Origin of the sequence: Paenibacillus dendritiformis (genome assembly GCF_015845845.1) — a bacterium.
GTDB classification, from domain to species: domain Bacteria; phylum Bacillota; class Bacilli; order Paenibacillales; family Paenibacillaceae; genus Paenibacillus_B; species Paenibacillus_B dendritiformis_C.
In genome coordinates this window covers 1-14,310 of the sequence record NZ_LDIG01000050.1, presented here as the reverse complement: position 1 = coordinate 14,310, position 14,310 = coordinate 1, and the positions used below count along the sequence as shown (strand labels likewise).

Sequence of the window (14,310 nt, the reverse complement as noted above, 5' to 3'; positions counted from 1 at the left end):
GTGGAAGCAAAGCGCGGTCCCGCCCCCCGGGAAGGGCAAGCCATGCAGACGCAGTTGATGAAGGACGAGCATATCGCAGCGGCGGAACAAGCCATTCTGTATATGAAAAGTCATCTGGATGAGGATATCACATCCGAACAGCTCGCGGAGCATGTGGGGTACAGTCCGTATCATTTCACGCGAATATTCAAAAGCGTCACCGGCATCTCTCCGCGCCACTATTTGTCCGCCCTGCGGATGGAATCCGGGAAATCGGCGCTGCTCAAGGAGCCGTCGCTCCTCGTCAAAGTGCTGCTGTCGATCGGATTCCGCAGCGCGGGGTCATTCAACACGCGGTTCAAGCAGCAGGTCGGCGTGCCGCCGCGGGCATTCCGCATCCGTTCCCAAGCATTGACGGCGTATATGAATCAATTCGAGCATCGCGAATTGTCGCTGCCCGTTCCCGGGAAGGAGGCGGCTCCGCAGATTACGTGCCGGATTGAAGCGCCGGCCTCCTTCCGCGGCTTGATTTTCATCGGCCTGTTCCCTCATCCGATACCGGATCAGCGGCCGGTTGCCGGCACAGCGCTCGCCGGAGGAAAGCGGACATGCGCGTTCGCGGACGTGCCGCCAGGCACCTATTACGCGCTCGCCGCCGGCATCCCGTGGAGTCTCCGTCCAAAGGATTATTTCGTGCTGGATCGCGCCATCCGCGGCAAATATCCTTTCGCCATCGAGGTGAATGCTCGGACAGAGCTGGGAATTGCGATTCAACTGCGCGAGCCGATGCCCTACGATCCGCCGATCGTCGTCAGCCTGCCTCAGCTCCTCTTCGAGAAGAACAAGGAGAGCAACACCGCAAAGTAGAAGAATTTCCCGCCAGAGCTCCCCGATATAATAGAGGCGGTACGAATACCGACCAGATAAGGGGGAGCAAAATGCCGAAGCTATGCGTCATTCGATTTATGTATCCAACCTGGAGCTGGCGAAGCAGTTCTACTGCGGCAAATTGGGCTTCGAGCTGTCACGGGAGTACGATGCGAATACGGTCAGCCTGAAGCATGAAGGCATCCCGATCGTGCTGTACCAGGTGAGGCAGGCGGCCGAGCCGGGCTATCCGCGGCAGGCCCAGGTCGTGATCGGCCTGGAGACGGACAACCTGGCCGTCACGATCGCCAAGCTGACGGCCCAAGGGATCGAAGCCGTCTACGATGCGCCGCAGCCATGCCCGCCGGGGGTCTATAACGCAATCCGCGATCCGTTCGGCAATGTCATCGAGTTATTGGAATTCAGCAAGCCGCCGTCCGGGCATTGAGACACAGCGGACTCTGCCATCCTGCCTTGAGAAAGGGGGTTTCGATAGATGACGATTACCGAGGAAATATGGATTCAAGCCGAACCGGAGCTCGTATGGGCAGCTTGGACCCAATCCGACCGCATTACGCAATGGTTCGCCCCGGCTGCCGAGATCGAGCCCAAGGCCGGCGGCAAATTCGAGCTGTACTTCAATCCCGCCAGCAAAGAAAGCATGAGCACCATCGGCTGCAAATTTGTCCGCTACGATGAGCCACGCTCGTTCACGTTCCAATGGAAGGGGCCTGATCCGTTCGCCGACACGATGAATCGGCAGGAACGGCTGACGCTGGTGACGGTCACCCTGGAGCCGGCGCAGCGTGGCACGGCGGTTCGGCTGGAGCATAGCGGCTGGATGGACACGGAAGCATGGAAGCAGGCGCGGCTGTGGCATGTCGAGGCATGGCGGCAGATGCTGGCCAGCCTGAAGGCGATGCTCGAGTCCGGCGAAGGAGCCGGATGCTGCCCATAGCGAAGAGCCCCGGGAACGGCCCCGGGGCTCTTCGCTGCGCGCTGCCGCGCCTGCCTAGTAGGCGCGAAGCACGTGAAGCAGGTATTCTTTGCGGTTCAGCGGATTATAGTCCGACCGCTTCCGCACCAGATATCCAGAATCCATCCGGATATGGCCGCACGGCCGCGCGATGAACATGCCCTCCCCTTCCGTAATCGCATGGAGACTGCGCTTGAACGCCTCCGTCGACTTGACCGGGATCGTTCCGGTCAGCAGGCAGGTGTCGGCGGACATGACCGGCTCCTTCATCACTGCCTGCACGCCGGCCAAGCGGTGCATGGCGGAGCTGATGCTGCCGGCGGGAACGGTAAGCTCATATTCATGAATCGGCTCATATACGTCCGTACCGGCCCGGGACAACGCCTCCATCAGCACCAATGGCGCCAGCTTCCGGAAATCGCCGGCTACCGTCACCGGGCTTGCATATCCGGTATGGGTCAAGGTGACGGCAATGTCCGTCACTTCCCAGCCGTACAAGCCTTGGTGCAGCGTGGCATACACCGTATCCTCAATCGCCGCGTGGAATGCGAGCGGCAGCGCCCCCAGCTCCACCTCCAACCGGTAGGTTACGCCGCTTCCGGGCTCGCCCGGATCGATCCGGAAGCCGACCGTGGCATAGAACGGGTTCCCTTCCTCCCCCATGAATTCCACGGCCGCCCCCGTCCCTCGCGGCTTCTCGATGCAGACGATCCGCGTCTCCGCGAAGCGAACGTCCAACTGATAAGCTTTCTTGAGCGTCGCTTCGATTACTACTTTTTGCACTTCGCCGAACAGGCGAATATACGTCTCCCGATGATGCTCATCCCGCCAAAGATGGATGAGCGGATCTTCCTCCGCCATCTTCATCAAGGCTTGATACAACTCATGATCGCGGTTCTTCGGAACCGCCTCGATGCGCGATTCCATCTGCGGCGCGGCGACGTGAAGCTCTCGAATCCGCTCCGTCCAGGTTCCAATCACATCGCCGATGCGAACCTCCCGCAAGCCCCACACCTTGCAGAATTCGCCGGCTCCCGCGCTCGCCGCGTCGGCCGTCCGCCCGCGATCGAAGAGCTGGATCCGCTTGACCTTATAGGAAGCGGCCTCAATCTGTCCGTCATCCTGCTTCCGGTTCACTTGAACCATCTGTCTGACGCCGAAGCATCCGCTGAATATGCGGATATAGGCGATTTTCTCCCCGGAGGATGCCCGTTCGATCTTGAACACGACTCCGGATAATGGCGCATCGGCGCATGGCTGCGGCGCGGGAATGAAGCGGGCGATGGCTTCCAGCAGCTCGTTGATGCCGATCCCGGTCATGGCGGAACCCGCCAGGATCGGGTATACGCGAGCCTCCCGGATAAGTCGGGTCAGCGTCTCCTCGATTCGGGAGCCGCTTATCTCCTCGCCGTATACATAGGAAGCTAGAAGCTTTTCATCTTGTTCGGCCGCCAGTTCGATGCAATCCGCGACGTATTCCGGTTCCTCCTTGCCGAACGCTTTGGCGACGATATCGGCCTGCTTCGTCCCCTCTTGCACGGTTCCGTACAGCGGAATGGCGCTGCGGGACAGCCGCTCGCGAACCGCCTTGAAGACCGCCTCAGGCTGCGCGCCGCTCCGATCGATTTTGTTCACGAACAGAATCACCGGAATCTCCAGCTTCTCGAGCACCGCCATTAACAGCTTCGTCTGTGCCTGAATGCCCTCTACGGCCGACAGGACAAGAACCGCTCCGTCCAGCACGCCGAACGCCCGCTCCACCTCGGCGATGAAGTCGGCATGGCCGGGCGTATCGATCAGATTGATCTTAACCTCGTTGACTATGAAAGAGACGACCGACGCCTTGATCGTAATCCCTCTTCTTCTCTCCAGTTCCAGGGAGTCCGTCTGCGTGTTGCCCGAATCGACGCCGCCCAGCTCCCGGATCACCTTCGTCTCATACAATAATTGTTCAGTCAGGCTCGTCTTGCCTGCGTCGACATGGGCGACGATCCCGATACTGATTGTTTTCATTTATACAAATCCTCATTTCTTCTCTCATATTGTTCTCCTTTCGCAATGTGGTTCTTTGCCGCATGCTAATCACACTCCCGTTCATAATGTACCTTCAGTATAATAAGAGATTGGAAAAATGACAAAATAAAACATCGCAGCACAACGCCGCGATGCTCTTTTTTTCTATCAAGTAAGGGCTTACAAAATAATAGAAGCAATTAGAGCCAGGTCATGAAATAGCCCTGGTTCACCGGGATGCCATGCCTTTCGGCCCAACAGGCCAGTTCGGTCATGCCGCCGTTCTCCCCTCCCGGGAAGCGGAAGCAGCAATAGCCCGGTATGGAGGTCTTCCCCTTCAGCCGGATGCCTACAGGGGCTTGGCGATATCCCTTCACCACAATCTCTTCCACTTCATCCGCCGCGATGGACTTCCCCCGTATCGTGATGGAATCCGATTCCGCCCGAATGTCTGCCGTTCGCTTCTTCATTCGCATGCATACTTCCGCACACAGCGATCCAATGAGCACCGCCAAGGCAGCCATTTGCAGGAAGAACAGCACGGGCAATGTCTGTTCGGTCATCAACGCGACATGCAGCATGGCGGCACTGAACAGGAAGGTTGCCGCAAGCACTTCCTTCGTCCTTGTCGGATACATAATTCGATAATGCATAATGATCCGCTCCATTCTGTAAAGTGGTGATTACGGATGGTCTCTCATTAGCAGCTTTTACCTTTATTATAACACTAGTGTTACGATTTTTGACACATATTTTTCACAGATTGGACATTTATGAACGGGTTGTGACAACCCGTGCCTGGCGGCGGCATTCCGCCGGAGACCTGAGCGCTTCTGTATAAATTGACGCTGACGTCAGTGAAAGCTATAATAAACTGACAAAGATGTCAGTGAATTGAGGTGATCCGATGTCGCCGCGAACAAAAGAGCAGAACGAGCGAATGCGGGCAGCGCGTATGAAGCTGATTCGCCAAGCTGCGTTCGAGGTCTATCTTGACTGGGGCATCCACCGCGCGGAGATGAATGAGATCGCGAAACGGGCCGGCATCGCTCGAGCCTCCATCTACTACTATTATCCGGATAAATGGGAGCTGTTCCGGCTTCTCTTTCTCGACTTTATCGATCATACCCGGCAATGGGCCGGGCAGGCGCTGGATACAGGAGAAGCACCTGGCGCCCGTCTGGAGCGGCATGCCCGCGAGTATTTGCAGCGTGCGGCGGAGGAGCCGTCCTTCGTCGTGCTCATCCGCCGTATCGATGAAGATCTGCCTGCCGTCTTCGGCGAGCATGCCGGGGAACAGCGCGATCTTCTCCGGCTCCGCCCCTCTCTTATCCGGACGTTCCGCGAAGGCATGACGGCCGGACAACTTCGCCGCTCCGACCCGGCCCTGGCCGCCGATCTATACTGGGGGGGCCTCCTTGGCGCGATGGCGAGCCTGTCTGAACGGCAGACAACCGGGGAGGAGCTGGACGCCTTGGTGAATGAAGCGGTAGGACTGTTATGCGGCGGATTGATACATTTTTGCCATGAAATGGAACCGGAAAGCTTCACAATGCATAGGCTCGAGCAAGGGGGCCATGGAGTTCTGGAGTTCAAGGATAACGGCGATAAGCGGACAGAAGATCAGGAGGAGAGTCAATGATAATATTGAAATCGAATGAAGAAATCGGCATCATGCGAGAGGCTGGGCGCATCGTGGCCGAATGCCATGCCAAGCTGGCCGAAGCGATCAAGCCCGGCGTCACGACGACAGCGCTGGATCGGCTGGTCGAGCAGCATATCCGTTCGCGCGGAGCGGTGCCGAGCTTTCTCGGCCATCACGGCTTCACCGCTTCGATATGCGTAGCGAAGAACGATGTCATCTGCCATGGCTTCCCCGATGACGAGCCGCTTGAGGAAGGCGATGTCGTCACGATTGACATCGGCGCGCATTATCGCGGCTATCATGGAGATTCCGGCTGGACCTATGCCGTCGGCACCGTGTCCGAAGACATCCGGCAGTTGATGGACGTCTGCCATCAGGCCTTGTTCCTCGGCATCGAGCAGGCCGTCCCGGGCAATCGCGTCGGCGTTATTGGCTCCGCGATTCAGACATTGGCCGATCGGCATGGATATGGCAATGTCAGAGACTTCACCGGGCACGGCATCGGGCAAGATCTGTGGGAAGAGCCGGCCATTCCCCACTTCGGGCGGCCAGGTACGGGTCCGAGATTGAAGCAGGGCATGGTCATCGCGATCGAACCGATGCTGACGTTGGGAGACTATCACGCCTATGTCGAAAGTGACGGATGGACCGCCCGGACTATGGATCACTCGATCTGCGTCCAGTATGAGCACACCGTGGCGATTACGGACAACGGTCCTGAAATATTGACGAAGCTGTAGCCCCTGGGAGCAGGACGAAGCGAGAGCATCGTCCTGCCTTATTTGATTCTGCCCTGTCTCCCCGGTCTCCCCGGCAAAGCTTGGCCTCGCGGAGAAAGCCTGCTCCCACCTCCCACGCCGCCAATGCAAGATGGTCTCCTTCTTCAAGCCCCTCCTTCTTCCAAATAAGAGCATGAAGTCAAAGCCGCTGACATATGCAAAAAAGGGTCAGGCGTATGGACGCTTGACCCTTTTGCTGTCATCCGGCGGATGCGTATTGGTGTATTGGTTTATTTGAAGACTTGCAGCCGCTCTCCGAGCGGTGCGAACTGCTTCTCGCCCGGCGCTGCTGTCGGCTTGCCGAACGGCATTTGCGCGATCAATTTCCAAGTGCTTGGAATGTTCCACTCCTTGCGTACCGCATCGTCGATCAATGGGTTGTAGTGCTGAAGCGTCGCGCCGTAGCCTTCCGCTTCCAGAGCGGTCCATACGACCAGTTGCAGCATGCCCGAAGACTGTTCCGACCTGATTGGGAAATTATCCTTATACAAGGCGAACTGCTCTTGCAGGCCTTGGATAACCGCTTGATCCTCGAAATAGAGAACGGTACCGTATCCGTTCCGGAATGAACGCATCTTCTCTTCGGTCGCACCGAAGTTCTCGGCCGGCACGACTTGACGAAGTGTCTCGGTTGTCAAATCCCACAGCTTGTCATGCTGCTCCTTCAACAATACGACGACGCGGGCGCTCTGCGAGTTGAAGGCTGTAGGTGTATGCAATACAGCCTCTCCAATCAGGCGCTCCAACTGCTCATCGCTCAGTACAGACTCTTTGCTGATCGCATAGATGCTGCGTCTTTTTTTGACTGCATCGAGAAATGCTGCACTCATCTAAACCACTCCTCTTCAACTATCGATATGATCGTATTGCCTACAGATGCTATAACAAATAATAGTTCGATTTAATATAAGTAGGCACATCTATGGGTTGTAGTATCACCAAAGCTACCGTCTTTATACGCAGCTCATCACTGGAACCGATACATAACTGGGCAAGGCTCATTCCGAGCGAATGAGACCGACAACAAGCGCAGCAGGTGGTGAGGTCAGGTGAGTTCCGCCTGTTCCCCGGCATTCCAGCAAGCGGGTTCCCATCCCGTCTGCGGGGAGACGACCGCTTCGATTTCCGCATTATTTCTCTCCTATGCCGCAAGCGCCGTCCGCGCACAGCCCTTCTCCGCCGTCCGGAGTCAACACGGTCAGCGGATGCTCTTCCTTCCATGCTGTGTCCAGCACTTCAAGGAATGTCTCCGGCTGCTGGGCTCCGCCAACCGCATACTTCCGGTTGAAGACGAAGAACGGCACGCCGCGGCAGCCCAGTTGATCGGCTTCGCGCATCTCCTGTTCGACCTCGGACGTGAATTGCGTGCTCTCCAGCATCGACGCGGTCGCTCCCCGATCCAAGCCCGCTTCCGCGGCGATATCGAGCAGCGTAGCCTTTTCGCTGACGTTTTTCCCGTCGGTGAAGTATGCCTTGAACAGCAATTCAGCCGCCTTGTCCCGCTTCCCGTGCTGTCCGGCGAAGTGAATCAGGCGATGCGCATCCATCGTGTTGGTCATGATCATCGAATCGAAGTGATAATCGATCCCGGCTTCCTTGCCTTGACGGACTATATCTTCATGCATGGCGATCGACTGCTCCCGGCTGATGCCATACTTTTCGGCGATTGCCGTATACGCATCCTTCGTCGGACGCTTCTCCGCATTCGGGTCAAGCTGGAAGCTCCGGTAAATGACCTCCACCTTATCCCCGTGCCCGAACCGGCTCAACGCTTCCTCGAACCGATGCTTCCCGATATAACAAAATGGACATGCAACGTCTGACCAAATCTCCACTTTCATCCTGTCATTCCTCCCGACTGCCAACCGAATTTGCCTTCTTCCCCATTATATCTCGAAATAAAGATAAATCCAACCTGCCTTGCAGTAGACTGTCCTGATAAGGCAGCATCAGATGATTGTTCATTCTCCAGCACGATCCGATGATGCCGCCCAAATCTGAGGCTCGGCCTGCCAGATGGCGTTCTTCTGACGCTCTATCAACTGATGCATAGCGGACAATTCGTGCTTATTCATTACCCGGGAGCCGGTTCGCTCCCGCTAATCTGCTGGAGTCATGCGCCGATTCTCATATCCGCGTCAAGCCTATTTTCCACTGTCCATCACCTGTTCCAGTCTGCTGGATAACAATCGAGGAGGCTCAGCCAGAACAATCGTTCCGCTGCAGCCTCCGCCAAGGTTCATGCGACATGGTTCAGGTTCCGCAAAACGTTCGGTACGGACACGCAGACGGCTCGGGCAAGGCGGCGTATTCCGCCTGCTCCGGGGAGTAGGCGTAAGGATTGGCAAGCACATCCAGCAGCCGCTCCATTACGCTGTAGTCTCCCTGCTCCACTGCCGCTTCGAGCGCTTCTTCCACCCGGTGGTTGCGCGGGATGACCGCCGGATTGCTGTCTCGCATCAACTGACGCGAGGAGGCTTCCGGCTCCTCCTGTCTGCCCCGTCTCGCCTGCCACCGCTCATGCCACTGCGCATATTCGCCCGTTCCGAACAGGCCCGTCTCCTCCGTGTCACCCAAAGTTAAGGCGCGGAATGTATTCGTATAGTCGGCAGAATGCTTCTCCATCAGATCAAGAAGCTCTTCGATCAGGGACTCATCCTCCGCCTCTTCATTGTATAGCCCCAGCTTCGCCCGCATTCCTGCAAGCCAATGGCGTTGATAGAGCTTGGTGAACGCCGCAATCTCCTGCTCGGCCAGCTCGATAGCCTGCTCCTGATTCTCATGCAGCAGCGGCAGCAGCGCCTCGGCCAGCCTCGCAAGATTCCATGCGCCGATATACGGCTGGTTGCCGTAGGCATAGCGCCCCTGCACGTCAATGGAACTGAACACGGTCGCCGGATCATAGGTATCCATGAAGGCGCATGGCCCGTAATCAATGGTCTCCCCGCCAATCACCATATTGTCGGTGTTCATCACCCCGTGAATGAAGCCCGCGTGCATCCATTGGGCAATCAGCTTGGCCTGGCGCTTGCCGACTTCCCGCAGCAGGGCCAGATACCGGTTCTCGCTCACGTCAGCTTCCGGAAAATGTCTCTCCCAAGCATAATCGGCCAGAGCTCTCAGATCCTCCACCTTGCCCCATTGCGAAGCGTATTCGAACGTGCCGACGCGCAGATGGCTGGCCGCCACGCGGGTCAGCACCGCGCCAGGCAGCTCGGTCTCGCGGTATACCGGCTCGCCCGTCGTCACGACCGCCAGGCTGCGGGTGGTCGGAATGCCAAGTCCATGCATGGCTTCGCTGATAATATATTCGCGGAGCATCGGCCCCAGCGCCGCGCGGCCATCTCCTCCGCGGGAGTATGGCGTCCTGCCCGAGCCCTTCAATTGAATGTCCATACGCTCCTCCGCGGGCGTGATCTGCTCGCCAAGCAGGATCGCCCGTCCGTCCCCCAGCATCGTAAAATGCCCGAATTGATGCCCCGCATAAGCCTGGGCAAGCGGCGCGGCGCCCTCGGGAATCCGGTTGCCGGCGAACACCGCCGCCCCGTCATCGCTGTTCAGCTCCGGGACATTCAGTCCAAGGGATGCCGCCAATTTTTCGTTAAATACAACCAGCTTCGGCGACCGCACCGGAGTGGGGCTTTGCTTCGTAAAAAATAGCTGCGGCAGTCGGGCATAACTGTTATCGAAATTCCATCCTTCCGGAATTGCTTTTTTCTCCGTCATCGTATCTCCCTTTTCCTGTGTTTATAAATATAGCGTTTGCTCTTGTTCATTTCTTATGCTTCATTGCTCAGCTTGTTCTTGGTTCCTATTGGATTTTTTGTAGGCCAGCGGCGTCATGTTCATCGCCTGCCGGAATTTGTCGATGAAATAGCTCGTGCTGTTAAATCCGACCTGATAAGAGACCTCTGTCACGTTGGCGTCTGCTTGCCGCAATAAAACCAAGCTTTTTTGAATTCTATAATCGATGACATAGCTCAACGGAGTTGTTTTCAGCATTCGCTTAAAATACCGGCAGCACTCGGAACGGCTTAATTGTCCCGCTCTGGCAATATCGTCCAGCCTGATGCTCTCCGCGTAATGGAGATGTATCCATTGCAGCATTTCCTTCATTCGCTCGCTCTTGACCATGGCCGTCCGATCATATTCTAACGGAAAGCCATTCTCGATTAAGTTCTTCCAAATGAACGTAAGCTGCAGGGCGATATCGATTTCATAGTAAGGCGTCTTTTGTTCAATCCATTCATGGATTTTGCCGATGGCATCTAAAATGTTTTTCCCCCAGGGCTCATTTGCGTGCAAATATAAGTATGGCAAATTCGTCGCTTGAATGTAGGGATACACATAGCTCGCATAGAGTTCTTGAGGCACGACGAATTGCGGAGATACATTGAGACAAATATACACGCAACCCGAGTGATTCTTGTCTTCCGCCATGTGAAGGCAGCCGCTGTTGATGAAGAGCCCCGCCCCTTCTTGTACCGTTATTTTTTCTTCATTGATTTGGAAGACGGCTTCCCCCCGGCGGATAAACACAAATTGGAGTTCTTCATGCCAATGAAGCGGAATATAACCATTTATATTTTGCTGAATCGAAGTTTCATAACAGGCCATCGGCAATTCAACGGTGCGGTGCCGGGTTAGCTCTTTCAAGTTACGGCCAATCTTGAAATTTTTGATTTGCACAGGCTCGCCTCAATATATTGATATTTTTTCATCCGATTGAAGTATTTTTTGGCTGATTTTTTCCTTATTATATCATTATTATGGGATGTAAGGGTGAGGTTGAAGGATGAAGACAGGCACGAGAAGTATGGGGTTCTTTCTAGTTATCACAGGGGCGATCCTGTGGGGCATCGGGGGAACGGTCGCCCAAAAGCTGTTTCAACAATTCGCCATCGAGGTCAATTGGCTTGTCACGACACGCTTGCTTATCGCTGGCGTTCTCCTGTTAACCATTCAGCTTTGCAGACAAGGCCGTTCACAGATTTTAGGAGTATGGAAAAACAGAAGAACCGCATGTCGGCTCATTATCTTCGGATTACTCGGCATGCTCGCGGTTCAATACACCTATATGGCCTCCATTCAACATGGAAATGCGGCCGTTGCCACGCTGTTGCAGTATTTAGCGCCGGTCATGATCATTCTATACTCCCTGATTCGCAGACAATCTGTTCTAACGCGGCAAGATGTGCTTACCGTTTCTCTTGCTTTGGCAGGCTGCTTCTTTTTATTGACAAATGGTTCCATCTCTCAGCTCTCGGTGCCGACGCCTGCCATCGTATGGGGTGTATTATCCGGAGTTGCGCTCGCCTTTTATACTTTATATGCGGTTCCTTTACTCGCGCAATATGAGTCCCTTGTCATTGTCGGCTGGGCGATGGTCCTGGGCGGTGTCGCCTTAAGCTTCATCCATCCGCCATGGCGCGTGGACTTCCACAGCTTAACGGCCGAAGCATATGTGTATTTGTTTTTTGTCATTATTTTCGGTACGATGCTTGCGTTCTGGTTTTATATCGAAAGCTTGCAAAGTCTCTTGCCAAAAGAAACAAGCCTTCTCGGCAGCTTAGAGCCATTGGCGGCCGTATTCGCAACCGTCCTGTGGCTGCATGAACCGTTCGGATGGTTCCAATGGATCGGCGCCGCCTGTATCCTGGGCATGATTTTCATGCTGGCGTTGAATAAAGACTCGGCTTCCGCCCAGCCGAGGCAAAGGGAAACGAAGAACCCGCGCATAAAGGGATTCACAAGAGGCATTACAGACAGCAAGGAATAGAAGAACGCATGGTCGAATATAAAATATGCTGGTCGAAATGTCGCAGTATGGCTTCGCAAATGTTTTCTAATGGAGGAATCGATGATATGAGCGGAATTGCCTTAACCCCACAGCCAACATACTATGCAGTTATTTTCACTTCTGAACGAACAGAAGAGGCTAATGGTTATGCTCGATGAAATGGTAAAGATTGCCTCACTCAAGCCCCGGGTTTCTGGGAGCGGAAAGTGCCCGGGAAGGTGTAGGCATCACGGTGTCTTATTGGGACTCTCTCGAAGCGATCCAAAAATGGAAGCAAAATGAGAGACATCTGGTTTCCGTAGAGGACAAAATGCGTCCGCCGAACGGGAAAGCCTTCAATTCGATTGGACGGAAGCCGGTTGCGATGATGCAGTTCTTGAACTTGTAGTGAGGGGTTCTTGTCACCGCTTTAGCGGGACCAATTCCACGGAGTCCTTGCATAGCCCGAATCGCGGATGCATTCGCTCCCTCTGCTGCCTCCATGACCATCGCCTCTTTCAGCGCTTTAACCGCATCTCGCATTCCAGGATGGTATGACAGTATTCTTGAAACACAATCTGCTCCGCTTTTCGTTAAAAAGACGGAGCTGTTTTCACGTTCATTATAACTATCCAAAAAATAAATAAAAGACCGGTCAATGACCGATCTATGACATGTGGCGATTAATCATGGTGGGGGTTACCAGTTGTTTCGGGACTGGAACACGAGCAACCGAAGGCCTAATTAAGTCATTACTCAAAACCATTTCGAACCGAAGTAGAGGATGATACACACAAGAAGATTCGGTAACCCGACCAATAAAAAGAAAGTGGATAATTTAAACCTTCGATTCATCGATTCCCTACCTTCGGTCGCCATATCTACACGTCTGGAATCAGGGTCAATAAAAGCGCCAGAAAAAAGAGCAGCTAATATTAATGCAATCAATCCAACATAACCGGATAACTTAATTGCGATGGAGAAATCCCAATTGACGATGGACAAAGCAGCAATGATGACAAGTATACCGAATCCAACCCAGAGCGGTTTTTTCATTCAGATCTCCTTGTTAAAGTATTTTTTATATTATATTAATAAAGCTCCCGGAACGTTCAAGAAAACGGAATGCCGCCATAATTGGCGGCATTTGTTGCCATTATACCGGCAGGTAATTTTTTAATTCCAGCTCCCAGGTTTCGTTATTCGTTAAGTCTTTAACGGTACATTTAGTGTAGACACCGAGGTCTCCGTAATTGGACTGCTTAGCATATATCGGTTTCCAAGTACTGTCGGCATTTATGCTAAACGAATTAGATGAGGGGGACGCATCTTTACTTTGGATAACATAAAATCCATCCATAGTAAATCCATATGCCAGAAGACTTGCAGATCGATTCAGGACGCTGATTTGAGAGTCCGAATTTTGCCAGCCTCCTGTTGCGTTTAATATCTTGTAGTGATGGGCGTTGTTTATATTCACATTGTCCCAGTAAAAAGTCGAGTAAGCTCTTACGCTATAGCTATCGTCGTATCCAGAATCACTTCTTGATCCGTCTGCTAAAAACTCGGCAAATGTTGTAGTCGCATAGGTCTCCGTGAATGAACCATTACGTTGCAAGACTTTAAGTTTTTGTGTAGTGGAAAAGATCCTGGCATTCTTTACCTCTCCCGTTGCCGTATTTCTTGCAAATGCATGTGTTTTTACTACCGAGTTCTTTTTATCAGAATTTCCGTTCTTCGCCCGTTTCAGCAGTTCACTTGTATCTACAATCTCTGCTTGTTCGAAAACAACTTTGCTCCCAGTTTCAAGCGGTTCAGCAAACGCGGAAGAGCTTACGCTGCATATGGAACCGAGAAATAATGTTGCAACTACAAGCTTTTTGATGATCATGTGGTTATACCTCCCACCTCTATAAGTCCGGTGAATTAGTGCAGTTGTAGCCGTCTGATGGACATGCAAAACGAGTAAAACAACTCAGCCAGCGCTGAAATGAGTAGGCGTGACAACGCCTCTGTCATCACGGATTTCGTTTTTTGGCATGCCGACATACCAGTTCGAGATCGCTTTTTCCCAAACCGGCATAGTCTTTTCAGATTTTGAACGATCGCCGTCAGTAGCGCCTGTTCTTGCATGCAGTCGAGTCCGCGGCTCCGTGCACGATCCATGCCATGCGCAACTTTGCTTTCAGCAAACACATGCTCACAGCGGGTTCGTAACTTTTGCAGATGACGGTAAGAACCCGTTAGCTGAATCCGTTTAGCTCTGTTTCGG

Annotated in this window: 15 protein-coding genes and 1 pseudogene; 7 read left to right on the top strand and 9 right to left on the bottom strand. The window is 53.9% G+C overall.

Annotated elements, in window-relative coordinates:
• The 3 genes from ABD76_RS01780 to ABD76_RS01770 all read left to right on the top strand — a co-directional run bounded on the left by ABD76_RS01780 (nucleotide 1) and on the right by ABD76_RS01770 (nucleotide 1,804).
• Nucleotides 1-846, top strand: a complete 846-nt coding sequence (locus ABD76_RS01780; RefSeq protein WP_338125000.1) for a helix-turn-helix domain-containing protein — start codon at nucleotides 1-3, stop codon at nucleotides 844-846.
• Nucleotides 847-928: 82 nt separating this feature from the next.
• Nucleotides 929-1,294, top strand: a complete 366-nt coding sequence (locus ABD76_RS01775; RefSeq protein ID WP_242069297.1) for a VOC family protein — start codon at nucleotides 929-931, stop codon at nucleotides 1,292-1,294.
• A gap of 48 nt (nucleotides 1,295-1,342) precedes the next feature.
• The gene (locus ABD76_RS01770; protein WP_197253782.1) at nucleotides 1,343-1,804 is read left to right on the top strand and encodes an SRPBCC family protein; all 462 of its coding nucleotides are present in this window, start codon (nucleotides 1,343-1,345) and stop codon (nucleotides 1,802-1,804) included.
• Nucleotides 1,805-1,858: 54 nt separating this feature from the next.
• Here ABD76_RS01770 and ABD76_RS01765 read toward each other — a convergent pair whose 3' ends face one another.
• Both ABD76_RS01765 and ABD76_RS01760 read right to left on the bottom strand, forming a co-directional pair.
• The gene (locus tag ABD76_RS01765; RefSeq protein WP_197253780.1) at nucleotides 1,859-3,835 is read right to left on the bottom strand and encodes an elongation factor G; all 1,977 of its coding nucleotides are present in this window, start codon (nucleotides 3,833-3,835) and stop codon (nucleotides 1,859-1,861) included.
• A 200-nt stretch (nucleotides 3,836-4,035) separates the two neighbouring features.
• Nucleotides 4,036-4,488 carry a 6-phosphogluconate dehydrogenase gene (locus tag ABD76_RS01760; RefSeq protein WP_197253778.1) on the bottom strand — a complete coding sequence of 151 codons (453 nt, stop codon included), beginning with the start codon at nucleotides 4,486-4,488 and terminating at the stop codon, nucleotides 4,036-4,038.
• 254 nt (nucleotides 4,489-4,742) lie between these two features.
• Between ABD76_RS01760 and ABD76_RS01755 the strand changes: the two genes are divergently transcribed.
• Nucleotides 4,743-5,477: a TetR/AcrR family transcriptional regulator gene (locus ABD76_RS01755; RefSeq protein ID WP_197253775.1), complete on the top strand. Its 735-nt coding sequence runs from the start codon at nucleotides 4,743-4,745 to the stop codon at nucleotides 5,475-5,477.
• Nucleotides 5,474-6,220: a type I methionyl aminopeptidase gene (map, locus tag ABD76_RS01750; RefSeq protein WP_197253773.1), complete on the top strand. Its 747-nt coding sequence runs from the start codon at nucleotides 5,474-5,476 to the stop codon at nucleotides 6,218-6,220. Before ABD76_RS01755 ends, map begins: the two co-directional genes overlap by 4 nt.
• A gap of 269 nt (nucleotides 6,221-6,489) precedes the next feature.
• Here map and ABD76_RS01745 read toward each other — a convergent pair whose 3' ends face one another.
• From ABD76_RS01745 to ABD76_RS01730, 4 genes are all read right to left on the bottom strand, one after another.
• Nucleotides 6,490-7,089, bottom strand: coding sequence for a nitroreductase family protein (locus ABD76_RS01745; protein WP_197253771.1), 600 nt, complete (start codon nucleotides 7,087-7,089; stop codon nucleotides 6,490-6,492).
• Between the two features lie 300 nt (nucleotides 7,090-7,389).
• Nucleotides 7,390-8,100 (bottom strand): DsbA family oxidoreductase, encoded by a 711-nt coding sequence (locus ABD76_RS01740; protein ID WP_197253769.1) that lies wholly within the window; start codon nucleotides 8,098-8,100, stop codon nucleotides 7,390-7,392.
• Nucleotides 8,101-8,512: 412 nt separating this feature from the next.
• Nucleotides 8,513-9,985, bottom strand: a complete 1,473-nt coding sequence (locus ABD76_RS01735; protein WP_197253767.1) for a protein adenylyltransferase SelO — start codon at nucleotides 9,983-9,985, stop codon at nucleotides 8,513-8,515.
• A 60-nt stretch (nucleotides 9,986-10,045) separates the two neighbouring features.
• Entirely contained in the window at nucleotides 10,046-10,948 is a 903-nt protein-coding gene (locus tag ABD76_RS01730) for a helix-turn-helix domain-containing protein (protein WP_197253765.1), read from the bottom strand.
• 106 nt (nucleotides 10,949-11,054) lie between these two features.
• On the opposite strand from ABD76_RS01730, the gene ABD76_RS01725 reads away from it, so the two are divergent.
• Complete coding sequence (locus tag ABD76_RS01725; protein ID WP_197253763.1) at nucleotides 11,055-12,038, top strand: DMT family transporter; 984 nt, start codon at nucleotides 11,055-11,057, stop codon at nucleotides 12,036-12,038.
• 86 nt (nucleotides 12,039-12,124) lie between these two features.
• Nucleotides 12,125-12,363, top strand: a pseudogene (locus ABD76_RS29110) (antibiotic biosynthesis monooxygenase family protein); the annotation flags it as partial.
• Between the two features lie 431 nt (nucleotides 12,364-12,794).
• On the opposite strand, the gene ABD76_RS01715 reads toward ABD76_RS29110, so the two are convergent.
• The 3 genes from ABD76_RS01715 to ABD76_RS01705 form a co-directional block, all read right to left on the bottom strand.
• Nucleotides 12,795-13,094, bottom strand: a complete 300-nt coding sequence (locus ABD76_RS01715; RefSeq protein ID WP_197253759.1) for a DUF5316 domain-containing protein — start codon at nucleotides 13,092-13,094, stop codon at nucleotides 12,795-12,797.
• Nucleotides 13,095-13,194: 100 nt separating this feature from the next.
• Nucleotides 13,195-13,929 carry a hypothetical protein gene (locus tag ABD76_RS01710; protein WP_197253757.1) on the bottom strand — a complete coding sequence of 245 codons (735 nt, stop codon included), beginning with the start codon at nucleotides 13,927-13,929 and terminating at the stop codon, nucleotides 13,195-13,197.
• 35 nt (nucleotides 13,930-13,964) lie between these two features.
• Nucleotides 13,965-14,310 (bottom strand): transposase (locus tag ABD76_RS01705; RefSeq protein WP_197253583.1); only part of this gene is annotated, 346 nt, incomplete at its 5' end.

Bases quoted from the DNA above. Each gene is read 5' to 3' on its own strand.
- ABD76_RS01710 (WP_197253757.1), bottom strand. From the start codon at position 13,929: ATGATCATCAAAAAGCTTGTAGTTGCAACATTATTTCTCGGTTCCATA.
- ABD76_RS01715 (WP_197253759.1), bottom strand. From the start codon at position 13,094: ATGAAAAAACCGCTCTGGGTTGGATTCGGTATACTTGTCATCATTGCT.
- map (WP_197253773.1), top strand. From the start codon at position 5,474: ATGATAATATTGAAATCGAATGAAGAAATCGGCATCATGCGAGAGGCT.
- ABD76_RS01775 (WP_242069297.1), top strand. From the start codon at position 929: ATGCGTCATTCGATTTATGTATCCAACCTGGAGCTGGCGAAGCAGTTC.
- ABD76_RS01745 (WP_197253771.1), bottom strand. From the start codon at position 7,089: ATGAGTGCAGCATTTCTCGATGCAGTCAAAAAAAGACGCAGCATCTAT.
- ABD76_RS01755 (WP_197253775.1), top strand. From the start codon at position 4,743: ATGTCGCCGCGAACAAAAGAGCAGAACGAGCGAATGCGGGCAGCGCGT.
- ABD76_RS01770 (WP_197253782.1), top strand. From the start codon at position 1,343: ATGACGATTACCGAGGAAATATGGATTCAAGCCGAACCGGAGCTCGTA.
- ABD76_RS01760 (WP_197253778.1), bottom strand. From the start codon at position 4,488: ATGCATTATCGAATTATGTATCCGACAAGGACGAAGGAAGTGCTTGCG.
- ABD76_RS01735 (WP_197253767.1), bottom strand. From the start codon at position 9,985: ATGACGGAGAAAAAAGCAATTCCGGAAGGATGGAATTTCGATAACAGT.
- ABD76_RS01725 (WP_197253763.1), top strand. From the start codon at position 11,055: ATGAAGACAGGCACGAGAAGTATGGGGTTCTTTCTAGTTATCACAGGG.
- ABD76_RS01740 (WP_197253769.1), bottom strand. From the start codon at position 8,100: ATGAAAGTGGAGATTTGGTCAGACGTTGCATGTCCATTTTGTTATATC.
- ABD76_RS01765 (WP_197253780.1), bottom strand. From the start codon at position 3,835: ATGAAAACAATCAGTATCGGGATCGTCGCCCATGTCGACGCAGGCAAG.